This window comes from Nocardia wallacei (genome assembly GCF_029868745.1).
In the GTDB taxonomy this organism is placed as follows: Bacteria; Actinomycetota; Actinomycetes; order Mycobacteriales; family Mycobacteriaceae; genus Nocardia; species Nocardia wallacei_B.
On record NZ_JARWOP010000139.1, the window covers coordinates 20086 to 43027 of the forward strand.

Below are 22942 nucleotides of genomic sequence, written 5' to 3' on the forward strand. Positions count from 1 at the left end.
TCTCCTACCCAGCGACGACCGGAACGGGAACCGCGTCGATGAGCGCGCGGGTGTATTCGTGCTGCGGCGCCTCGAAGATCTGCTCCGCGGGACCGGATTCCACGATCTTGCCGCGATACATGACCGCGATGTCGTGGGCCAGGTTGCGCACCACCGAAAGATCATGGGAGACGAACAGATACGACAGCCCCCGCTCGGCCTGCAACTCCCGCAACAGATTCAGCACACCGGCCTGGATGGAGACGTCCAGCGAGGACACCGGCTCGTCGAGCACCAGCAGTTCGGGGTCCAGCGCCAGGGCGCGCGCGATGTTGATGCGCTGCTTCTGGCCGCCGGAGAAGTCGGGGGGATAGCGGTCGGCGTGCTCGGGGCTGAGGCCGACCTGTTTCAGCAGTTCCGGAACCCGCTTGCGCACCTCGTCGCGAGACCGGCCGTCGACGCGCAGCGGTTCCGCGAGCGTGTCGAAGATCGGCAGCCGCGGATCCAGCGAGCCCGAGGGGTCCTGGAAGACGATCTGCATCTTGCGCCGGATCTCGCGCCGGCGGGCCTTGGTCAAGGTCGCGACGTCACTGCCGAGCACCTCGATGCTCCCGGCCTCGGGCGCTACCAGATCCATGATCTGGGTCAGGGTGGTGGACTTCCCGGAGCCGGACTCGCCGACCAGCGCGAAGGTGCGCCCGCCGCGCACCTCGAAACCGATGCCGTCGACCGCTCGAACCTCACCCTTGCGGCGTTTGAAGAACACGCCGGAGGTGATGGGGAAGGTTTTCGTCAGCTCCGAAACCCGCAGCACCACACGGGCATCCACCGGCGGCTCGGCCTCGGGCTCGGCCACCTCGCGACGGTAGGCGGTGAACAAGTCCTCGGTGCCGACCTCGTCGGTGCGGATGCACGCGGCGCGATGCCCCGGTGCGGTCTCCAGCAGCGGCGGCTCGGCGGTGCGGCAGTCGTCGATCGAGACCGGGCAGCGCGGGGCGAACGGGCAACCGGGCGGCAGCGCGTGCATGGCGGGCGGCGCGCCGGTGATGGGGATGAGCGCGGTGCGGGCCGGGCCGTCGATGCGCGGGATGGAACCCAGCAGGCCCACCGTGTAGGGCATCCGGGGCGCGTGGAAAAGGTCGGTGGCGGTACTGGTCTCGACGACCCGGCCGGCGTACATGACCGCCACGCGGTCGGCCAGGGTGGCGGCGATCCCCATGTCGTGGGTGATCATCACGACACCCGCGCCGGTGATGTCGCGGGCCTTGCGCAGCAGGTTCAGGATCTGCTTCTGCACCGTGACGTCCAGCGCCGTGGTGGGTTCGTCGCAGATGATCAGTTCCGGGTCGTTGGCGATCGCCATCGCGATCACCACGCGCTGGCGCATGCCGCCGGAGAATTCGTGCGGGAACGCCTTGGCCCGCGCCTCCGGTTCGGGAATGCCGACCAGGTCCAACAGTTCCACGGCCCGCGCCGCGGCCTGCTGCCTGCTCAACTTCTTGTGTGCCAGCAGGGCTTCCGCGATCTGGTCGCCCACCCGATACACCGGCGTCAGCGCGGAGAGCGGGTCCTGGAAGACCATGCTGATCCGGCTGCCGCGCAGCGTCGACAGCCGCCGGTCGGTCATCCCCAGCAATTCCTTGCCGCGCAGCCGGATCGAGCCGCGCACCCGCGCCTGCTCGGGCAGCAGGCCCATCACCGCCAGCGAGGACACCGACTTGCCCGAACCGGATTCGCCGACGATGGCCAGCACCTCGCCGTCGGAGACCGTGTAGTTCACCCCGCGCACCGCGTCGATCCGCCCCTCCTCACCGGGGAACGACACGTGCAGGTCCGAGACCTCCAGCAGCGGCGCGGTCATGCGGCCTCTCCCTCCGGCGCGGTGCCCCGGTCGGACTTCTTCCGCCGCGCCCGCGCCCGCTTGGCGGTAGGGTCGAAGGCATCGCGCAGCCCGTCGCCGACCAGGTTGGCGCACAGCACGGTGACGATGAGCAGCCCACCGGCGAACATGAACAGCCACGGATAGGTGAGCGCGGACTTCGTCCCGGACGCGATCAGCGAGCCCAGGGACACATCCGGCGGCTGCACGCCGAAGCCGAGGAAGCTCAGGCCCGTTTCGGACATGATCGCCACACCGATCGCCAGCGTGGTGTCGATGATCAGAATGGACGCGATGTTCGGGACGATGTGGGTGGTGATCACGGTCCAGGTCGAGGCGCCCATGTACCGTGCGGCGCGGACGAATTCGCGTTCCTTCAGGCTCAGCGTCAGCCCGCGCACGATGCGGGCGCTGATCATCCAGCTGAACAGGGCGAGCAGCACGATCAGCAGCAGGATCGAGCCGCTGCCCTTCATCCGCGGGGCGAAGATCGCGATGACGATGAAACTCGGCACCACCAGCAGCAGATCCACCAGCCACATGACGGCCCGGTCGGTCCAGCCGCCGAGCAGCCCTGCCACCGATCCGGCGGTGGCGGCGATGATGCTCGAGATGAACGCGACGCTGAACCCGATCAGCAGCGACTTCTGCAAACCGCGCAGCGTCTGCGCCAGCACGTCCTGACCGATCTGGTTGGTGCCGAATGGATGATCCGGGCTGGGCGGCTGCAGCAGCGCCGTGTAGTCCAATTCCTGGTAGTCGTAGGACAGTACGGGAGGCAGCGCGAAGGCCAGCACCAGCATCAGCAGTAGGACGATCGCGCCGCCGACAGCGGGCTTGTTGCGGCGGAACCTGCGCCACACCAGTTTCCGGCGACCGGCGGCCTGGGGCTCGGGCGCGCCCTGAATGATCATTTCGGCTTCGGTCATGCTCCCACTCGCACCCGTGGATCGAGGATCGCGTAGGCGATATCGGACAGCAGGCCCGACACCAGCACCACCAATCCGGCGAACGCCGTGACGGTCACCACGACGTAGAGGTCCTGCGCGTTGATCCCGTCGACCAGCCATTCGCCGACGCCGTGCCAGCCGAAAATCTTCTCGGTGAAGGTCGCGCCGGTGATCAGCGCGCCGAGGCTGTAGGCGAACAGCGTCGCCATCGGGATCAACGCGGTGCGCAGGCCGTGCTTGTACAGCGCGCGGCTGCGGGTGAGGCCCTTGGCGCGGGCGGTGCGGATGAAATCGCTCTGCAGCACGTCCAGCATGGCGTTGCGCTGGTAGCGGCTGTAACTGGCCATGGCGGCGAGCGCGAGGCCGAGGGTGGGGACCACCATGTGCTGGACGCGATCGACGAACTGATTCCACAGCCCGTGCACGGCGTTCGCGGAGGTCTCGCCCGTATAGAGGAAGATCTGCTGACCGGTGGCCGTATTGATCTCCAGCGCACCGTATTTCAGCAGGGTGGCGAGCAGGAACACCGGTGTGCTGAGCACCAGCAGGGAGACGATCGTGGTGAAGTAGTCGCTGAACCGGTACTGCCGGATCGCCCCGGCCGCGCCGATCAGCACGCCCAGCACGGTGCCGAGCACCGAGCCGACCACCAGCAACCGCAGGCTGACTCCCACCCGGCGGCCCAGTTCCGCGCTCACCGGCTGACCCGCCAGCGTGGTTCCGAAGTCGCCGTGGGTGATGCCGCTGACCCAGGTGACATAGCGCTGCGGGATCGGTTCGTCGAGGTGCAGTTCGGCGGCCTTCGCGTCGATCACCGACTGCGGCGGGCGCGGATTGCGCTGCTCGAGGCTGTCCAGCGGGCGGAAGGTCAGTGATGCCAGGGTGAAGGTCAGAAAGGTCGCCAGCACCAGCAGCACGACATAATTGAGCGCGCGTCGTAGCAGAAAGCCGGTCATCGGTCCCCTCGGGTCGGTTGCTAGGCCTGATCATAAGGACAGCTGGCGATCATGGCGTGTCGAGGACAGCCGTGACATGCGTGGATCGTCAGCACATCGTGCACCAGTGTCGCGCGTACCGGCGGTGGTTCGGCAGCCGTGGTAAGGGGGCTGATCTTACGGCCGGGGTGCGGGTTCGGGCAGGATGGAAGAGGTGACGCGTCTGCACCTGCCCAAACCCAAGATGGTGGCCACCGATGTCGATGGCACGCTCATCGATGAGCGTGAGCAGGTCACCCCGCGCACGCGGGCCGCGGTCGCGGCGCTCATCGCCGACGGAGTGCAGTTCGTACTCGCCACCGGCCGCCCGCCGCGCTGGATCGATCCGGTCGTCGAGGGGCTCGGATACGCGCCGCTGTGCGTGTGCGGCAACGGCGCGGTGATCTACGACAGCGCGTCCGATCGCATCCTGCACACCAGCGTTCTCGATATGGCGAGCCTGGCCGCGATCGCCGAGTTGGCCGAGCGGGTGCTGCCCGGTTGCGGCCTGGCCGCCGAACGGGTCGGCGCGAGCGCGCACGACGCGGCCACCCCGCAGTTCGTGAGTTCGCCGGAGTACGAACACGCTTGGCTGAACCCGGACGACACCCAGGTGGCCCGGCGCGAGGTGCTCGCCGCGCCTGCCATCAAGATGCTGATCCGGCTGCCCGGCGCGGCCAGCGCGGACATGCGGGCGGCGCTGGAACCGGAACTGTCCGGGCGCGCCGACATCACCTACTCCACCAACAACGGACTGATCGAGCTGTCGGCGCCGGGTGTCACCAAGGCCTCCGGACTGGCAATGGTGGCGCAGCGCTTGGGCGTTCAGCACGCCACCATGGTCGCCTTCGGCGATATGCCCAACGATGTTCCGATGCTGCGCATGGCCGGACACGGCGTCGCGATGGCCAACGCGCACCCCGAGGCCCGCGCCGCCGCCGACGAGGTCACCGCCACCAATTCGGCCGACGGCGTAGCGCGAGTCCTGGAACGCTGGTGGGCCGTCTGATCGCACCTCGATCAGGCCACCTGTCCGAGCACAATGTCGGCCACCCGGTCGACGGGGACGGTCGTGACCACCTCGAGCGTGGCCGCCTGCCGTAGCAGCGGTTCGACGGTCTCGAGGTATTCCAGCGTCTCCGCGAGTTCGGCCGGATCCTTGCCGTACGGATTGCCGGTGCGCGTGGCCAGACGTTCGACCAGGATTTCGGCGGGCGCGCTGAGCAGGACGATGTGGTCGAAACGCGAATAGAACTCGGTCTGGTTGCGCGTCGTGCCCTGGACGAACAGCACACCGGTGGCGCCCGGCGCGGCGGACAGCAGCGCGTCGATCCGGTCGGCGCGCCAGAGTCGTTCGCCCGCAATCGTTTCGTGGTAGTCGCCGTAGTCGGTGTCGACCGTGCGGTGGCCGCGCCGGGCGAGTTCGTCCAGCAGCGATGTCTTGCCTACTCCGGACATGCCGGTGATCAGCACGTTGGTCACGGTGAAAGCCTATGGTGGGCTCTCGATTTCAGGTCGTCGGGGGCGGTGGTGGAGCTATGGGGCCGGTGGGGTCGTCGGGTCGTACTCCGGCGCGGAGTCGGGTGCGGGGGCCGCGATCTGCTCGGGAGCGGGTGCGGCCGGTTGGGCGGGGATCGGGTTCCCTGTCTGCTGGGTGTCGTTGTAGGTCTTCAGCAGCGTGGTGACGATGCCTGTCACCTGGTTCAGGATCAGGGAGCCGTTCTCGAAATCCGAGCGCAGGCCGTCCGGGACGGGGTAGGCGTTGCGCAGCGGCAGGCCCAGCAGGCCGGTTTCGGCGCCGAGCTGGACGAAGCGGTCCAGGATGTGGCCGACCACCTCGATCACATTGCCGTCCGGAGCGGCGTAGACGTAGCCGTTGACGAATTTCGCGTACTGGCCGCCGTTTGCGGTCGGCTGCGGTTCGGAAGCCGCGGCGCCCAGATGCCCGTCGGGCCCGCCCTGTTCGGCCCAGTACCGGGCGACGAGGTTCTCCTCGACCATGCCGAGTACCCGGCCGGTCAGGCCGGCCAGTGCCGCGAGATCGGTGCCGGGGCGCTGTGCGCCGGGCGCGGTGTTGTTGCCCGCGCGGGTGGCCAGCGGTGTGCCGCTGCCCGCGGCGATCTCGCGGATGCGGTCCATCAGCGCGTACGCGGCATCGCCCGGACAGGTGGTGTTGCCGACGTCGCGGTGGGCGAACACCGTGGGCAACTGCACCGCCTCGCCCTGGGCGTACGGCGTGAATTCGGTGCCCTCGGAGTACATCGTGGTCTTGCTCAGCGGGTTCAGGCCGCCGACTTTCGCGCGCCACCCGATGAACTGCCCGGCCGCCTGGATCGCGGCGTCGGTGGGCGGCTCGGTCTCGAAATCGCCCATCAGCGCGACGCCGGAGGTGTTCTCGTTGAACCCGCCCGCGTGCGCGCCCTGCACCGGCCGGTCCAGGCCGCCGGAATGACCTTCGAAGATCTGCCCGTACTTGTCGACCAGGGCGTGGTAGCCGATGTCGCACCAGCCCAGGGTCTTCGCGTGATAGGCGTAGATGGCCCGGACGATCCCGGCCGATTCGGCCTTGGAGTAATCGTTGCGGCCCGCGGTGTGGTGCACGGTGATGCCGCCGAGGCCGTCGTCGTAGGTCGGTTCCTCGCAGCGGATCGATTCGTCGGCGCCCCACTGGGCCCGGCTGATCACCTTGGGTCCGCCGCCCGAGAGCGGGGCGGCCACGCGGGTCAGATTGTCGTCGGCCACGCCGCGACCCGGATCGATCAGTACCGCCGACAGCGTCGAGGCGGCCAGCTGGGCGGGGTCGCCGGAGCGCGCGGGCACGGTGCCGGGCGTCGGCGCGGCCGCCTTGCGGGTGGTGAGCACCTGGACCGAGTTGGTCTTGCCGACGTAGATCGGTTCGGTGCCGGTCCGGCCCGGCGGCGTGTGGTCGTCGGCGCGCGTGTCGACCTGTTCGGTGGAGAACCACGGCCCCCAGCTGCCGTCGGAAGTCTTCGCCCGCACCAATGCCTTGGTGCCGCTCAGGTTTTCAGCGGTCAGCGCGACCATGCTGAACGGTGTCTCACGACTGAGTTCCTTGACCTCCGCACCGACCCGGTCGGCGAGTTCGGGCGCGACCGCGCCGGGAGCCAGCGCCGGCGAATGTGGGTCCGCACCGGGTGCGAGCGCTGGGTCGGAGGCCGCAGCGGGAGCGTTCGGTTCCCCGGATGGGGGTGCTGAGTCGGTGGCCGGGGCCGGGGCGTTCGGGTCCCCGCCGGGCGGGAGCGCTGGGTCGGTGGCCGGGGCAGCGGCGTTCGGGTCGGCACCGGATGGGGGTGCTGGGTCGGTGGCCGGAGCGGGGGCGCTCGAGTCAGCACCGGGTGAGGGCTCCGGGGCGTTCGGGTCGGCAGCGGGCGGGAGGGCCGCATCGGTGCCCGGGGTGGGTTCCTCGAGTGGGGCCGCGATGAAACCGGGTGCGCCGCTGGGCTTTTGGGACGGCGTGGGCTGTGCCGTCGTGGTCTGGGACGGACCGAACTGAGGCAGGGGGATCTCGCTGGGTAGCTGCACGCCCGGCGGTGCGGGTAGGCCCGGCGGCACCGGGACCGCGCGGGGCAGCGGCAGTTTGCGCAGATCCGACAGGCGCAGGTCGGGCAGGTCGAGGCCGGTGAGTTCGCGCAGCGGCAGGACGACGTCCGGCGCGGAGGCCAGCGCCACCTCGGTGAGTTGCGCTGGGATCGCCGCGAGATTGCTTTCGTTTGCCGAGTGATAGTCGGGCGTGTCGCGCAGGACGAGACCCGCGAGCGGCGCGGTGACCACCAGGGTGGCCACCACCGGAAGAATGTACGGGCGTTTCGGTCTGCGGTACGGCACGAGCCTCTCCCCTTCAGGTAGAACCGTTGACCGTCAACTGCGGAGCAGGGTTGATTCCTGACGGAACAATGGTCACACTAGTCACAATCTTCACAAATCTAAACCTTCAGTTGAGGATTAGAGGTCGATAGCTCGAATGTAGCTTCCAAATAGCCGCACAGTGGGCAGGACATGCCGAACGGAACCGACCGGCAGGGGCCGCCCGCGAAACCCGTGGGAGTGCACATGGCAAGCGCGAGACGACGGTGGGTCGCGGTACAGCGACAGGGCGAGTTGTCGCGCCGCCGCCGACGGCGACACGCCGTGGGAGCGGGACTGGTCGCGCTGACCCTGACGGGCGGTGCGGTCGTGCTGACCGGGACGTGGCCCGGCGGACCCGCGCCGTACCGGCCGCTGGCCGGCGTCGGGCACGGCCGCGGCATGAGTCAGGTCGGCGCGTTCGACCAGGCGCTGGCCGGCGCAGCGGCCGAGGACATCCTGGCGCACTACTACCCGGGCGCCGTCCTCGGGACGATCGCGCCGACCACCGTCGGTGTCCGGTTGACGGCCGACGACAACGAGACCCTCGACGTCTTCTCCGACGCCGGGCTGACGGTCGCCGATCGGCGGGTCGTCGCCGGTCAGGCCGCGCATCTCACCCCGATGCCCGACGGCGGCGCCAATGTCGTGATCACGGCCGGTTGCGACGGCGACGTGATCTGGCAGGGGGCCACCGCCGACCCGTGGGCCTACCCGGTCGTGCCCGGCACCGACCGCCCGGCGGCCGAGCACCTGAAGGTGTGCGGCGGCGGCACGTATCGCGGCGCCCTCGGCGTCACCCTCGAGAACGGCGACGCCCGCACGGTCAACCAGGTCGACGTCGACGACTACCTGATGGGCGTGGTCCCGGCCGAGATGCAGGCCGACTGGGCCGACCAGGGCGGCGCGGAAGCCTTGCGCGCGCAGGCGATCGCGGCCCGCTCCTACGCCCTGGCCGAGCAGCGCTATCCCTACGCCCAGACCTGCGACATCACCGATTGCCAGGTCTATCCCGGCACCGAGAAGGAGGATCCGCGGGCGGCCGAGGCGGTCCGGGCGACCTCCGGCCGAGTGTTGTTGCGCGACGGGCGAATTCTGCGCACCGAGTACTCGGCGGCCCCGGGCGGCGGGCAGCCCATCGACATCGACACCCTCGAGGTCGGCCCGAGTCCCGACGAGCTGGCTCCCGCCCCCGCCCCGCCGCCTCGCGACGACTACGGCCAGCAGGCCGTGCGCGGCAACAGCGTCATCGACGTCAAGTACGCCGAGACCGGCGGTTCGGCCGGACCGCTCGGCGCGGCGCGCGGCCCGGAGTCGTTGCTGCCCGGCCGAATCGGGACATATCGCATGTTCGACAACGGCGTCATCATTGCCACCCCGGTCCTGGGCGCTCGCGTCGTCGACTTCGACACCCTGCTCCAAGTCGCGCCGGAGATGGCCACCACTCCCGGCCCCCGGTCCGACGCCGCCCCCGGCAGCGCCGCGATCCCCAGCGGCACAGCCCCACCCAACACCGCCTCGACCCCTACGCCGCGCCCGACGGTCCTGCCGGACGAAGCGGTGCAACTACCGCAGCACACCGGAGCCGTCCCCGAAGATCCCCAATTCTCCACGGAGCCTGGCGATTTCGATGCCGGTTCCGAGTATTCGCAGCCGTCCGCCGAAGGCGCGGAGGGTGAGACCCCACCGTCGGATCCCGAATGGGCTTGACCTTGACGTAGCGTCAACTTGCAAGCTGGAAGTGTCGACGCGGACGAGAGGAAAAGCGGTGGTCAGGGCGGGGTCCGGAGGGAAGGGCCGGGGTGAGTGGTCCATTCAGGAACTGGCGAAGGCCGCCGGTACCACCAGCCGGACATTGCGCCACTACGGCGAACTGGGGCTGTTGCCGCCCAGCCGGATCGGGACCAACGGATACCGCTACTACGACCAGGACTCCCTCGTGCGGTTGCAACGCATCCTGTTGCTGCGGGAACTCGGCCTCGGCCTGCCGGTCATCGCCGAAGTGCTTGCGGGCGAACAGGATGCGGCGGCCGCGCTGCGGGCGCATCTGGATCTGCTGCGCCAGGAGCAGGACCGGATCGCCCGGCTGATCGCGTCGGTGCACACCACATTGCGCAAGACGGAAGCAGGTGAGCCACTCATGGCGGACGAGGTATTCGACGGTTTCGACCACACGCAGTACAAGGACGAGGTGATCGAACGCTGGGGCAAGGACGCCTACGAGCAGGGCGACCGCTGGTGGCGGTCGCTCGGCGAGGCGGAGAAGCAGGAGTTCCTGCGGACGCAGATCGATATCGCCACCGATTACGGCAAGGCGCATCGCGCGGGTCTCGCGCCCGGCAGCGCCGAGGTGCTGGCCATCACGCAGCGCCACTACGACTGGGTGACGATCGGCTGGCAGGGCAAGTGCCCGAACCGGGACTACTTCACCAACCTCGGTGAAATGTACGTTGCCGACCCACGTTTCGGCGTCAACTACGACAAGCACGGCCCCGGCACGGCCGAGTTCGTCCGCGACGCCATGCGGGCCTACGCCGAAACCCACCTGTCGTAAGCGGATTCGGGGCCGGACGGCGTTTCGAAACGCCGACCGGCACCCGGTACAGTCCGAGTGCAGAAGGGGGAAATACGTTGCACCAGCCATACGGCCACCAGGAGTACCCGGCTCACGGCTATCCGCCGCCCGAATATCCGGCCTACGGTCATCCATCGCCCGCGGGTTATCCAAGTTACGGCTATCCACAGCCGATGTACCAACCACCGGCGAGCGGCGGGGCCGCGATCACGGCGGGCATTCTCGCGATTCTGCTCGCCCTGTTCGGCGTCTTCGGGGTAATCGCCTCGGTCAGCGTGGGGTACGACCAGTACCACAACGACGCGGCGAGCGAGGAGGCCCGCGACCTGTTCTACCTCTCGGCCGCGGTCGAGGGCGGCATCGTCCTGCTGTTGCTGCTCGGCGGCATTCTGGTGATGAACCGCAAGAATGCCGGACGGGTCATCCTGATCATTCTCGCCACCCTCGGCCTGCTGGGCGGTTTCGCCGGCACGATCACCGGAATCCTGTCTCCGGTCCCGGTCAGCGCCGTTCCGGGTGTGATCGGCGTACTCGTCGCCGTCCTCATACTGGCCCTCACCCTGGCGGGCTCCACCAAACGCTGGTGTGCGGAGGGCCGCCGACCGCCCTACCCGTATTACTGACGGGCGGGCAGACGCCGCCGGGGCGGACGGCTACGCTGGGCACCCGTGACCGTCGCATCCCCCTTCGATCTCATCGTCGTCGGCTCCGGCTTCTTCGGGCTGACCATTGCCGAACGTGCCGCCAACCTGCTCGGCAAGCGGGTGCTGGTGGTCGAACGTCGTTACCATCTCGGCGGCAACGCCTACTCGGAAGCCGATCCGGAAACCGGCATCGAGGTACACAAATACGGGGCCCACCTGTTCCACACGTCGAACAAGCGGGTCTGGGATTACGTCAACCAATTCACCGAATTCACCGGCTACCAGCACCGCGTGTTCGCGATGCACAAGGGTCAGGCCTACCAGTTCCCGATGGGGCTGGGCCTGATCTCGCAGTTCTACGGCCGCTACTTCACCCCCGACGAGGCCCGCGCGCTGATCGCGAAAGAGGCCGCGGAGATCGACACCAAGGACGCGAGTAATCTGGAGGAGAAGGCGATCTCGCTGATCGGCCGCCCCCTCTACGAGGCCTTCATCCGCGGCTACAACGCCAAGCAGTGGCAGACCGACCCGAAGAACCTGCCGGCCAGCACCATCACCCGCCTGCCGGTGCGCTACACCTTCGACAACCGCTATTTCAACGACACCTACGAGGGCCTGCCCAAGGACGGCTACACCGCCTGGCTGGCCCGGATGGCCGAATCCGACCTCATCGAGGTGCGGCTGGACACCGACTGGTTCGAGGTGCGCGAGGAACTGCGCGCGCAGAGCCCGGACGCGCCGGTCGTCTACACCGGCCCGCTGGACCGCTACTTCGACTACGCCGAGGGCGAACTGGGCTGGCGCACCATCGATTTCGAGACCGAGGTGCTGGAAACCGGTGACTTCCAAGGCACTTCGGTCATGAACTACAACGACGAGGACGCGCCCTACACCCGCATCATCGAGCCGCGGCACTTCCACCCCGAGCGGGACTGGTACCCGGACGACAAGACGGTGATCCAGCGCGAGTTCTCGCGCTTCGCGCAGACCGGCGACGAGCCGTACTACCCGATCAACACCCCGGAGGACCGGCAGAAGGTGCTGGCCTACCGCGACCGCGCCAAGGCCGAAACCGCCTCCGCGAAGGTGGTTTTCGGTGGCCGCCTGGGCACCTATCAGTACCTGGACATGCACATGGCGATCGGCAGCGCGCTCAGCATGTTCGACAACGTGCTGCGGCCGCATCTGGAGTCCGGCGCGCCTCTGGTGGACGAGGTTGCGGAATGACGACCACCCTGGAAGAGATGACGACAACCACCGAGACCCGCGCGAAATCCCTGCTGCAGCGCATCATCCTGCCGCGGCCGGGCGAACCGCTGGACGTGCGCACCCTCTATCTCGAGGAGTCGGAGACCAACGCCCGTCGCGCGCACGCGACTACGCGCACGTCGCTGTCGATCGGCGCCGAATCCGAGGTGTCGTTCTGCACCTACTTCAACGCCGTGCCGGCCAGCTACTGGCGGCGCTGGACGGTGCTGAAGTCCGTCGTGCTGCGCCTGGAGCTGTCCGGGCACGGCCGGGTGGACGTGTACCGGTCCAAGGCGGACGGTTCCCGAATCCACGTGCAGGGCAACGAGTTCGCCACCAAGGGTGCGGACGACGTCGCCACCATCGAGTTCGAGGTGGACCTGGGCCCGTTCGAGGACGGCGGCTGGATCTGGTTCGACATCACCACCGATTCGCACGTCGACCTGCGCAGCGGCGGCTGGTACGCGCCGGTGGAGGCGCCGGGCGAGGGCAGCATCGCGGTCGGCATGCCCACCTTCAACCGGCCCACCGACTGCGTGAAAACCCTTGCGGCCCTGGGCTCCGACCCGCTGGTGCTGGCGCAGATCAAGGCCGTCATCATCCCCGACCAGGGCAACCGCAAGGCCGTCGACGAGCCGGGCTTCGCCGAGGCCGCGGCGGTGCTGGGCGACCGGCTGGCCATTCACGACCAGCCCAATCTCGGCGGCTCCGGCGGCTACAGCCGGGTCATGTACGAGGCGCTGAAGACCACCGACGCCCAGTACATCGTCTACATGGACGACGACATCGAGATCGAGCCGGACTGCATTCTGCGCGCGCTGGCCTTCGCCCGCTTCGCCCGCACGCCCACCCTGGTCGGCGGCCAGATGCTGAACCTGCAGGAGCGTTCGCACCTGCACACCATGGGCGAGGTCGTGGACCGCGGCATCTGGATGTGGACCGCGGCGCCGAACGTCGAGTACGACCACGACTTCTCCAAGTACCCGCTGCGCGACCGCGACAACTCCAAGCTGCTGCACCGGCGCATCGACGTCGATTTCAACGGCTGGTGGACCTGCGTGATCCCGCGCGTGGTCGCCGAGGAGATCGGCCAGCCGCTGCCGCTGTTCCTGAAGTGGGACGACGTCGAATACGGCCTGCGCGCTCGCGCCGCCGGGTATCCGACGGTCACCCTGCCCGGCGCCGCGGTGTGGCACATGGCCTGGAGCGACAAGGACGACGCCATCGACTGGCAGGCGTACTTCCACCTGCGCAACCGGCTCGTGGTGGCGGCCCTGCACCTGGGCAACGACGGTCGCCCGATGATCGTCAACACGGTCAAGGCGACGCTGAAACACCTGCTGTGCCTGGAGTATTCGACGGTCGCCATCCAGAACCAGGCGATCCGCGACTTTCTGGCGGGACCGGACCGGCTGTTCCAGCTGTTGCCCAGTGCGCTGGGCGACGTGGCGCGGCTGCGCAAGGACTTCCCGGACGCGGTCACCCTGCCCTCCTCCACCACACTGCCGCTGCCCAGCGGCGCCGATGTGGGCGCGGTGGGCGAGCCGGGCAACCCGATCGCCAAGATCGTCCGCCTCGGCAAGGGCGTGCTGCACAACCTGCGTCCGGCCAAGTCGGAACACCACGACCGCCCGCAGCTCAACGTCCCGACGCTGGACGCCCGCTGGTTCCTGCTCTCGCAGGTCGACGGCGTCACGGTCACCACCGCCGACGGCCGCGGCGTGGTCTACCGCAAGCGCGACCCGCGGCAGGCGTGGGGACTGTTCAAGGAGGCGATCGCGCTGCGCCGGGAGCTGGCCGGTCGCTTCCCGGCTCTGCGCGAGCAGTATCGTGCCGCACATCCGCGGTTGACCAGCACGGCGGCCTGGGAGAACGCGTTCGGCATCGGCGGCGACACAGGGAGCGAGAAATGACAGCGGCGGTACCCGAGTCGGCCGACGCGCCGCGCCTGCACGTCGTGCCCGAGCCCGTCGCCTCGCCCGCCGAGGTCAAGATCATCAACGCGGTGCAGGGCACCATCGGCCGGAACCCGGCCGTGGTCAGGGTGGCCCGCGGGCTGTCGCACTTCGGCGAGCACTCGCTGGGCTGGGTGGGCATCGGCGCCGCCGGCGCCTTGCTGGACAAGCCGCGCCGGCGGCAGTGGGCCGGGGTCGCGGTCGGCGCCTTCGGGGCGCACGCCGCGTCGGTGATCATCAAGCGAATCGTCCGCCGCCCGCGCCCGCACGATCCGTCGGTGCAGGTCAACGTGTCGACGCCGAGCAAACTCAGCTTCCCGTCGTCGCACGCGACCTCCACGACCGCGGCGGCGGTATTGCTCGGCAGACTGACCGGGCTACCCTTGCCTGCGGTGCTCGTGCCGCCGATGCTGCTGTCCCGGATCGTGCTCGGGGTGCACTACCCCTCGGATGTGCTCGCCGGGTCCGCGCTGGGCGCCGCGTCCGCAGCCGCCGTGCTCGCCGCCGAAAAGAGAACCCGTGACCGCACAGGAAAGAACCCTCGTTGATATGAGTGAAGAGCCGACCAGCGTCGACCTGGACGAGGCCGTCATCAAAGGTCCGCCGAAGACCCTGGCCGGCGGCCTCGTCAAGGCGATGCGGCCGCGCCAGTGGGTGAAGAACGTCCTGGTGCTGGCGGCTCCGCTGGCGGCGGGCAAGGACGCGGTCTCGAGTGTCTCGGTACTGGGACATGTCGGGATCGCCTTCGTGGTGTTCTGTCTGGCGGCCTCGGGGATCTACCTGATCAACGACGCGAAGGACGTGGAGGCCGACCGGGCGCACCCGACCAAGCGCTATCGGCCGATCGCGGCCGGTGTGGTTCCGGTCAATCTCGCCTACATGCTGGCGGTCGTGCTGCTGGTCGGTTCGGTCGCGATATCGTTCGCGGCGTCCTGGCATCTGGCCGTGGTGATGGCGGTCTACATCGGCATCCAGCTGGCCTACTGCTTCGGTCTCAAGCACCAGGCGGTGCTCGACATCTCCATCGTGTCGTCGGGCTTCCTGCTGCGCGCGGTCGCCGGTGGCGCCGCGGCGAGTATCGAACTGTCGCAGTGGTTCCTGCTGATCATGGCGTTCGGCTCGCTGTTCATGGCGGCCGGAAAGCGATACGCGGAGTTGAAGATCGCGCTCGACACGGGCGCGAAGATCCGCAAGTCGCTGCAGTACTACACGCCCACCTACCTACGCTTCATCTGGACGTTGTCGGCGACCGCGGTCGTCGTGTTCTACGGCCTGTGGGCATTTCAGCAACAGCAGTACAAGGACACCCAGTGGTATGCGATCTCGATGATTCCGTTTACGATCGCAATCCTGCGTTACGCGGTCGACGTCGATGGCGGCGAGGCCGGTGAACCCGAAGAGATCGCGCTGGGGGACCGCATATTGCAGCTCCTGGCCATCGCCTGGATCGGAGCGGTAGGTGTCGCTGTCTATCTCGCCTGACGAGAGGCTGGGAGAGGGAGAAGAGCGCGAAGAGGGTCCGCCGACCAGCACGCTGGCGGTCGGCGAGGGAGAGCGGGAGGCGAGCGCCTCCCGCTTCGCGCGACTGTCCCGAGCCGTCTTCGTCGGTGGGGTAGTCCTCACCGTGGTCCTGTTCGCGGCCGGCGCCTGGCAACGGCGCTGGATCGCCGACGACGGACTCATCGTGTTGCGTACCGTGCGCAACCTGCTGGCCGGCAACGGGCCGGTCTTCAACGCGGGCGAGCGGGTGGAGACCAACACCAGCGCCGCGTGGACCTACGTCGTCTGGTTCTTCAGCTGGGTCACCCAGGCTCGACTGGAGTACGTGGTACTCGGTGTGGCGCTGGGGCTCTCGCTGCTGGCGGTCGTGTTCGCCATGCTCGGCTCGGCCCGGCTGTGGGGCGGCGCCTCGGGGCAGCTGCTGCTGCCGGCGGGCGCGCTGGTCTATGTGGCCGTGCCGCCGGCCCGCGACTACGCCAGTTCCGGACTGGAGAACTGCCTGGTCATCTTCTGGCTGGGCGTGCTGTGGTACCTGCTGATGCGCTGGAGCCAGGCCGAGAGGCCCGGTCTCGCAAGCGTTTTCGGCCTCGTCTTCTGGGCCGGTCTGTCGTGGCTGGTGCGTCCCGAGATCACCGTGCTGGGCGGTCTGGCTCTGCTGCTGGTCTTCTGCGCGCCGATGCCGCGAACCCGGTTGCGGCCGATCTGGATTCGGGCGCTGCTGGTCGTGGTCGGCGGCGCGGTGCCGCTCGGCTACCAGATCTGGCGAATGGGCTACTACGGCCTGCCCTATCCGAACACCGCGGTCGCCAAGGAGGCCGGCGGCGCCAAGTGGGGACAGGGCTTCGTCTACCTGTGGGACCTGGTCGGCCCGTACTTCCTCTGGGTGCCGCTGCTGGTGCTCGCGGTGATCGCCGTCTTCTACCTGAGGTCCCGGCGCGGTTCGTCCCCGGCGGCCGGGCGCGACTCGGGCGACATCACCAGGCTGCGTGCCGTGCAGCAGCGGCTGCGCACGCCCGGCGCGGTGGTCGCGCTGATGCTCGTCGGCGGGCTGCTGCTGGTGGTGTTCAACATCCGGGTCGGCGGTGACTTCATGCACGGCCGCATGCTGCTGCCGCAGCTGTTCATCCTGCTGCTGCCCGTCTCGATGCTGCCGGTGAAGCTGCCCGGCGAGGCCGTCGCGGAGCGGGGCGTGCGCGGTCTGGCGCGCTGGTCGTTCGCGCTGCCGCTGGCGGCCTGGGCGGTGACGATGGGCTGGGCGATCTTCGCCGCCGATACCGTCGCCAACACCTCCGGCAGCCAGCTCAGCGCCACCGGCATCGTGGACGAGCGGATCTACTACGTGCTCAACAGCGGCCACGACCATCCGGTGCTCGCCGAGGACTACCTGGACTACCCGCGGATGCGCGCGATGGTGGAGGCGATCGAGAACACTCCGGACGGCGGGCTGCTGATCAATTCGCCGTCGTTCATGATGTGGTACGTCGCGCCGCCGCCGCTGCCGATCCCCGAGGGCGGCTACGGGCACACCGTCTACTTCCTGAACCTGGGAATGACGAGTATGAACGTTCCGCTGGATGTGCGGGTGATCGATCAGGAGGGCCTGGCCTACCCGCTGGCCGCGCACACCGACCGGCTCGTGGACGGCCGCATCGGCCACGACAAGAACCTCTACCCGGACTGGGTGGTCGTCGACACCGGCATGGTCGACCGGCATCCGTGGATGCCGTGGTTCATGGACGACAAGTGGGTGATCCAGGCCCGGACCGCGCTGAGCTGCCCCGCCACCCAGGATCTGCTGGCGTCCTACCGCGCGCCCCTGTCGGTCGACCGCTTCAAGCACAACATCATCCAGGCCCTGCACTTCTCGAAGTACCGTATCGAGCGGGTGCCGAAGTACGAGATCCAACGCTGCGGCCTGGTGGACCCGATTCCGCCCGTGGTACCTAACTAACCGGTACCGATAACACAGTTGTTTTGGCCACTCTGTCTCGATTTGGTAACGCCGGGGCGGTACCGAAGCGATAGGCTCCCTGAGTACGTCCGTCGCGGGCGCGTGGTGGCATGCGTTGCGGCGGGGGATCCGCAAGAAGCGGCCGAGCCCGGCCGCACAAGGGAAAGGCCGAACAGAATATGCGAGGCGTGACTGTGCGTTGGGCGCAGGAAAGACGTCGGAGACGGTCGCAGCGGCAGGGTTCACGGCGAACCGGCTGGGCGAAGCGGTCCGCGCTGGGCGTCGCCCTGGCAACGCTGCTGCCGTTCGGGGTGTCGGTGGCAGGCGCCGGCACCGCGTCCGCGGCGTTCGACCCGTCCGGTATCGACTTCTGGGTTGATTCTCCGACCATGGGCCCGATCAAGAACCGAGTCTTCCGTGCCGCCGACGGCAATACGAGCCGCGTGGTCTATGCCCTCGACGGCATGCGCGCCCGGCAGGACATCAGCGGCTGGGAGATCGAGACCAATATCGCCGCCGAACTCACCAAGGCCAACATCAATGTCGTGATGCCGGTCGGTGGTCAGTCCAGCTTCTACGCCGACTGGAACGCGGCCAGCTCCTTCCTGGGGCTGCCGCCGATCTCCGGTTCGTCGTCGGGCTCGGCCTCGGGTTCGGGTGCGACGCAGGTGCTGGCCGATGGCCCCGGCAAGAGCTACCGCTACGAGTGGGAGACCTTCCTGACCCGCGACCTGCGCAACGCGCTGCGGGACCGGCTGGGCTTCAGCTCGAGTCGTAACGGGGCGTTCGGCTTGTCGATGGGCGGTAGCGCGGCCCTGACCCTGGCCGCCTACCACCCGGAGCAGTTCAGCTTCGCCGGGTCCTACTCCGGTTACCTCAACGTGTCCGCGCCTGGGATGAGGGAGGCGTTGCGCGTCGCGATGATCGACGCCGGTGGCTACAACATCGACTCGATGGCGCCGCCGTGGGGCCCGCAGTGGTTGCGGATGGATCCGTTCGTGTTCGCGCCGCGGTTGAAGGCCAACAACACCCGCCTGTGGATCTCGGCCGGTAGCGGCCTGCCCGGTCCGGTGGACGGCCCCAACTTCAACACGGTCAACGCGATGGGCCTGGAGGCGCTGGCGCTGGCCAACACCCGGGCGTTCCAGGTGCGCATGATGACCCTGGGCGCCGGCAACGTCACCTACGACTTCCCGGCCGTGGGTGTGCACAACTGGCGCTACTGGGAGAGCGAGGTCTACCGCATGCTGCCCGACCTCTCGGCCAATATCGGCTGATCCCGGCCCGCTTCGAAACCCCCACGGCGACTTCGGTCGCCGTGGGGGTTTTTCGTGTCCCGCGGCCTCGTTCTCACCTGTGCTGAAAATTTGCTGCCGTCATCGACGTGGGTTCGGCCGATCGCATCGATGGATTACCGTGTGTCGCGGGTCACTGTTTGATTCATTTCCGAGTTGAATCACTTTATTGCAACACCGGATCGCCGATACTCGATTCGTAACGCGGTACCAGCAGTACAGCGACGTCCTAGGTACGTCGACGGTTTGTCTGTGTTGTCCGAAGATGAGGGCCGGGCGCGTAGCGAGGGTGCGAGCGCGCTCCGTTCTCGAGCGAAAGGTCGAACTCGATGCGATTTGCGCGGAGGAAGCCGAAGCCCGACGGAGTGCGTAGTTCGTGGCTGAAGCGATCGGTGTTGGGCATGGCACTGGCGATGACGCTGCCACTGGGCGTGTCCGTGGTGGGGAGCGGCGCGACCGCGACGGCGGCGTTCGATCCGTCGGGCTTCGACTTCTGGGTCGACTCACCGGTGATGGGCCCGATCAAGTCGCGGATCTTCCGCGCCAAGGACGGCAATACCAACCGTGTGGTCTACGCACTCGACGGCATGCGGGCGCCGCAGACCCTCAACGGCTGGGAGATCGAGACCAACGTCGCCCAGGTGCTGACCGACTGGAACATCAACGTCGTGATGCCGGTGGGCGGGCAGTCCAGCTTCTACGCCGACTGGAACGCGCCCAGCTCGTTCTTCGGCATCGGCCCGACCGGCTTCGGCTCCTCCAGCGGCTCGGGCGCCACCGAGACCTTCCTGGACGGGCCGGGCAAGAGCTACCGCTATGACTGGGAGACCTTCCTGACCTCCCAGCTGCGCAGCGCCCTGCGCGACCGGCTCGGCTTCCGCGCCGATCGCAACGGTGCGTTCGGCCTGTCCATGGGCGGCAGCGCTGCGCTGACCCTGGCGGCCTACCACCCCGACCAGTTCAGCTTCGCCGGATCCTTCTCCGGCTACCTGAACATCTCCGCTCCCGGTATGCGCGAGGCGATCCGCGCCGCCATGATCGACGCCGGCGGCTACAACGTCGATGCCATGGCGCCGCCGTGGGGCCCGCAGTGGCTGCGGATGGATCCGTTCGTGTTCGCGCCGCAGCTGATCGCCAACGGCACCCGGCTGTGGATCGCCGCGGGCAGTGGCGTTCCGTCGCAGCAGGATTGGGCGCTGCCGCCCGGCGCGGCCGCCGACCACATCATTCGCGGCGCGCCACTGGAGGCGATGGCGCTGGCCAACACTCGCGCCTTCCAGGTCCGGATGATGACGCTGGGCGCGCAGAACGCGGTCTATTCGTTCCCGGATGTCGGTGTGCACGACTGGTTCAACTGGCAGGACGAGGCGTATCGGATGATTCCGGATCTGTCGGCCAACATCGGCTGACGGGCGCGCCGCGTTTCCTGCGGCAAATTGATGGTTTACGTCACGATTCGGTCTCGGGGCGCGTTTCCCGGGCCGTGGTTCCGAATGTCTGCCGATAGAAGAAGTTCGGGGAAAACAACGCCGAAACCTGCACTCACCACGAGAAGCATTCGGCGGCGATTGTCGCTCGTCATGCATCTCGGGTGCGGTCCAGACGGGGCCGCACGGGCGAAAGGTCGGTTCGATGCGGTCAGTGCGATTGTGCGGAACGGTTGCCGGTGTGCGGGATTCGGCTCGGTGGCGCGGACCGGGCGCGGGTATTCGGCGCCTGGTCCGGGGGCTCGCGGGAGTGGCGCTGGCCGTGGCGATTCCGGCGGCGATGACCGTCGCCGTCGCGCCCGGCCCGGCGGCGGCCGCGTACAACCCCGACGGGTTCGATTTCTGGGTCGATTCCGGCATGGGCCCGATCAAGAACCGCGTTTTCCGTGCGGCGGACGGCAATACCGATCGGGTGGTGTACGCGCTCGACGGCCTGCGGGCCCGTAACGATCTGTCCGGCTGGGAGATCGACACCGACATATCCCGGGTGCTGCCGCAGTGGAACATCAATGTGGTGATGCCGATCGGCGGGCAGTCCAGCTTCTACAGCGACTGGGCGACGCCGAGCAATACCAACGGCCAGACCGTGCGCTATGCCTGGGAAACGTTCCTGACCCGGGATCTGCGCAACGCGCTGCACGAACGGCTGGGTTTCAAGCCCGTCGGCAACGGGGTGTTCGGGCTTTCCATGGGCGGCAGTGCCGCGCTCGCCCTGGCGGCCTATCACCCCGATCAATTCCGTTACGCCGCTTCCTATTCGGGCTACCTGAATCTTTCCGGGCCGGGTATGCGGGAGGCGCTGCGCGCGGCGATGCTGGATGCCGGGGGCTTCAACATCGACGCCATGTGGGGCCCGCCGTGGGACGCGCGCTGGCAGCGCAACGACCCCACCTTTTTCGCGCCGCTGTTGCGGCAGAACGGCACCCGGCTGTGGATTTCCTCGGGCAACGGCCTGCCCGGCCCGCGCGACGCCGTGCGCAGCCCGATCGACGCGTACCACTTGACCAATGCGGAAGTGCTGGAGACGGTCGCCCTGGCCAACACCCGGGCGTTCCAGGACAGCCTCGGCGCGGCCAATGCGGTTTTCGACTACACCCCCGTCGGAGTCCACTTCTGGCACTACTGGACCGACGAGGTCTACAAGATGCTGCCGGACCTCAGCGCCAATCTCGGATGATGAACTTCCCGGCGAAAGCCGGGACCGCCGTGGGATTTTCGGTTGGGGCGACAATCACCGGCCGGACGCGATAGGGTCTCCGCACCATTACGAAACGTGCACGGGCGGATTTCGGTCACGCGGTTCGTTCCATCTTGCTAACGGTTGGGCGGTCGAATATCGTCCAGCGAGCGCAAGTGTGACCAGTTCGTGGACGCGCCGTCGCTCAGGTCGGAGGTCGGGATCCGGAATGAGCGCAACAACCGCAGACTACAGCAGCAGAAAGAGAGCAAGATCCATGCGTTTCGGCAGATCCGCCGCGCCGGCGTCCGATTCGACGCTCGCGTCGGAGACGGTCCAGCCAGGACGGCGAAATGCTCAGTTCGGTTGGCGCGCACGGCTGTTCGCCGCCGGCGCAGCGGCCCTGGCTCTCCCGCTCGCGGCAGCCGCCGCGACCCCGACGGTCGCGTTGGCGAACCCGGTTGTGGCCCCGGTGCATCGCACCCCGGCCGGTGGCTACGAAGAGCTGATGGTCCCGTCGAGTATGGGCCCGGTCAAGGTGCAGGTGCAGTGGGCGCGCAACGGTGGCAACGCCGCCATGCTGCTGCTCGACGGCCTGCGCGCCCGCGACGACCGCAACGCCTGGTCCTTCGAGACCAACGCGCAGCAGCAGTTCGGCAACGACGACATCACCCTGGTGATGCCGGTCGGCGGCCAGTCCAGCTGGTACGCGGACTGGCAGGCCCCCAGCAACACCAACGGCCAGAAGTTCACCTACAAGTGGGAGACCTTCCTCACTCAGGAGCTGCCCACCTTCCTCGCCGACTACGGCGTCTCGCGCAACAACTGGGCCGTCGGCGGTCTGTCCATGAGCGGCCCGGCCGCGCTGCGCCTGGCGGCCTTCCACCGCGACCAGTTCAAGTACGCGGCCGCGTTCTCGGGCCCGCTGAACTGGAACGCGCCCGGCATGCGTGAGGCGATCCGCGTCATGATGCTCGACGCCGGCCGCTTCAACGTGGACTCGATGGCCGCGCCGTGGAGCCCGCAGTGGCTGCGCTCGGACCCGATGGTCTTCGCCCCGCAGCTGCGTGGCCTGCCGATGTTCATCTCCTCCGGCAGCGGCCTGCCCGGCCCGCACGACAGCCCGGGTTCGGCGGTCGGCCTGTTCAACACCGGCAACGCGATGGCCCTCGAGGCGATCTCGATGGTGAGCAGCCGTTCCTTCCAGTCCCGGCTGAACTCGCTGGGCATCCCGGCCACCTACGATTTCCCGGCCAGCGGCACGCACTCCTGGAAGTACTGGGAAGACGAGCTGTGGAAGGCGCGTCCGGGCATCCTGGCCGCACTGAACGCCGGATAACCGGCACGACATACCGCCTCGGGGGGGGGGGGGGGGGGGGGGGGCCCGGGCCCCCCCCGCGGGGGGGGGGGGGGGGGGGGGGGGGGGGCGGGGGGGGGGGGGGGGGCGCCCCCCCCCCGGGCGCG

The 22942-nt window shown here is 68.4% G+C and carries 18 protein-coding genes; 13 read left to right on the forward strand and 5 right to left on the reverse strand.

The window, feature by feature from the left end:
* Positions 1–4: 4 nt before the first annotated feature.
* The 3 genes from QH470_RS11610 to QH470_RS11620 are packed head-to-tail and all read right to left on the reverse strand — an operon-like array spanning position 5 to position 3764.
* On the reverse strand, positions 5–1840 hold the full coding sequence (locus tag QH470_RS11610) for an ABC transporter ATP-binding protein (RefSeq protein ID WP_280272323.1): 1836 nt from the start codon (positions 1838–1840) through the stop codon (positions 5–7).
* On the reverse strand, positions 1837–2787 hold the full coding sequence (locus QH470_RS11615) for an ABC transporter permease (protein WP_280272324.1): 951 nt from the start codon (positions 2785–2787) through the stop codon (positions 1837–1839). The genes QH470_RS11610 and QH470_RS11615 overlap by 4 nt, the downstream gene beginning before the upstream one ends.
* Positions 2784–3764 carry an ABC transporter permease gene (locus tag QH470_RS11620; protein WP_280272325.1) on the reverse strand — a complete coding sequence of 327 codons (981 nt, stop codon included), beginning with the start codon at positions 3762–3764 and terminating at the stop codon, positions 2784–2786. The genes QH470_RS11615 and QH470_RS11620 overlap by 4 nt, the downstream gene beginning before the upstream one ends.
* Before the next feature lie 184 nt (positions 3765–3948).
* Between QH470_RS11620 and QH470_RS11625 the strand changes: the two genes are divergently transcribed.
* Complete coding sequence (locus tag QH470_RS11625; RefSeq protein WP_280272326.1) at positions 3949–4791, forward strand: HAD family hydrolase; 843 nt, start codon at positions 3949–3951, stop codon at positions 4789–4791.
* An 11-nt stretch (positions 4792–4802) separates the two neighbouring features.
* Here the strand turns inward: QH470_RS11625 and QH470_RS11630 are convergent, their stop codons facing one another.
* Together QH470_RS11630 and QH470_RS11635 are read right to left on the reverse strand one after the other, a co-directional pair.
* On the reverse strand, positions 4803–5264 hold the full coding sequence (locus QH470_RS11630) for an AAA family ATPase (RefSeq protein WP_280272327.1): 462 nt from the start codon (positions 5262–5264) through the stop codon (positions 4803–4805).
* A 54-nt stretch (positions 5265–5318) separates the two neighbouring features.
* Positions 5319–7628, reverse strand: coding sequence for an N-acetylmuramoyl-L-alanine amidase (locus QH470_RS11635; protein ID WP_280272328.1), 2310 nt, complete (start codon positions 7626–7628; stop codon positions 5319–5321).
* Positions 7629–7853: 225 nt separating this feature from the next.
* On the opposite strand from QH470_RS11635, the gene QH470_RS11640 reads away from it, so the two are divergent.
* From QH470_RS11640 to QH470_RS11695, 12 genes are all read left to right on the forward strand, one after another.
* Entirely contained in the window at positions 7854–9356 is a 1503-nt protein-coding gene (locus QH470_RS11640; RefSeq protein ID WP_280272329.1) for a SpoIID/LytB domain-containing protein, read from the forward strand.
* Positions 9357–9414: 58 nt separating this feature from the next.
* Positions 9415–10200: a MerR family transcriptional regulator gene (locus tag QH470_RS11645; protein ID WP_280272330.1), complete on the forward strand. Its 786-nt coding sequence runs from the start codon at positions 9415–9417 to the stop codon at positions 10198–10200.
* A 194-nt stretch (positions 10201–10394) separates the two neighbouring features.
* Positions 10395–10844: a hypothetical protein gene (locus tag QH470_RS11650; RefSeq protein ID WP_280272331.1), complete on the forward strand. Its 450-nt coding sequence runs from the start codon at positions 10395–10397 to the stop codon at positions 10842–10844.
* Between the two features lie 45 nt (positions 10845–10889).
* Entirely contained in the window at positions 10890–12092 is a 1203-nt protein-coding gene (gene glf, locus QH470_RS11655) for a UDP-galactopyranose mutase (RefSeq protein WP_280272332.1), read from the forward strand.
* The gene (locus tag QH470_RS11660) at positions 12089–14026 is read left to right on the forward strand and encodes a glycosyltransferase (RefSeq protein ID WP_280272333.1); all 1938 of its coding nucleotides are present in this window, start codon (positions 12089–12091) and stop codon (positions 14024–14026) included. Before glf ends, QH470_RS11660 begins: the two co-directional genes overlap by 4 nt.
* Positions 14023–14616, forward strand: coding sequence for a phosphatase PAP2 family protein (locus tag QH470_RS11665; RefSeq protein WP_280272334.1), 594 nt, complete (start codon positions 14023–14025; stop codon positions 14614–14616). Before QH470_RS11660 ends, QH470_RS11665 begins: the two co-directional genes overlap by 4 nt.
* Position 14617: 1 nt before the next feature.
* Positions 14618–15550 carry a decaprenyl-phosphate phosphoribosyltransferase gene (locus QH470_RS11670; RefSeq protein ID WP_280272335.1) on the forward strand — a complete coding sequence of 311 codons (933 nt, stop codon included), beginning with the start codon at positions 14618–14620 and terminating at the stop codon, positions 15548–15550.
* 52 nt (positions 15551–15602) lie between these two features.
* Positions 15603–17519, forward strand: coding sequence for an arabinofuranosyltransferase AftB family protein (locus QH470_RS11675; RefSeq protein ID WP_280272339.1), 1917 nt, complete (start codon positions 15603–15605; stop codon positions 17517–17519).
* Positions 17520–17707: 188 nt separating this feature from the next.
* Positions 17708–18796 (forward strand): alpha/beta hydrolase, encoded by a 1089-nt coding sequence (locus tag QH470_RS11680; protein WP_400180545.1) that lies wholly within the window; start codon positions 17708–17710, stop codon positions 18794–18796.
* A gap of 347 nt (positions 18797–19143) precedes the next feature.
* Positions 19144–20223, forward strand: coding sequence for an alpha/beta hydrolase (locus QH470_RS11685; RefSeq protein ID WP_425302653.1), 1080 nt, complete (start codon positions 19144–19146; stop codon positions 20221–20223).
* A 358-nt stretch (positions 20224–20581) separates the two neighbouring features.
* Positions 20582–21478, forward strand: coding sequence for an alpha/beta hydrolase (locus QH470_RS11690; protein ID WP_280272340.1), 897 nt, complete (start codon positions 20582–20584; stop codon positions 21476–21478).
* Positions 21479–21755: 277 nt separating this feature from the next.
* Positions 21756–22817, forward strand: a complete 1062-nt coding sequence (locus QH470_RS11695; protein ID WP_280272338.1) for an alpha/beta hydrolase — start codon at positions 21756–21758, stop codon at positions 22815–22817.
* Positions 22818–22942 lie beyond the last annotated feature (125 nt).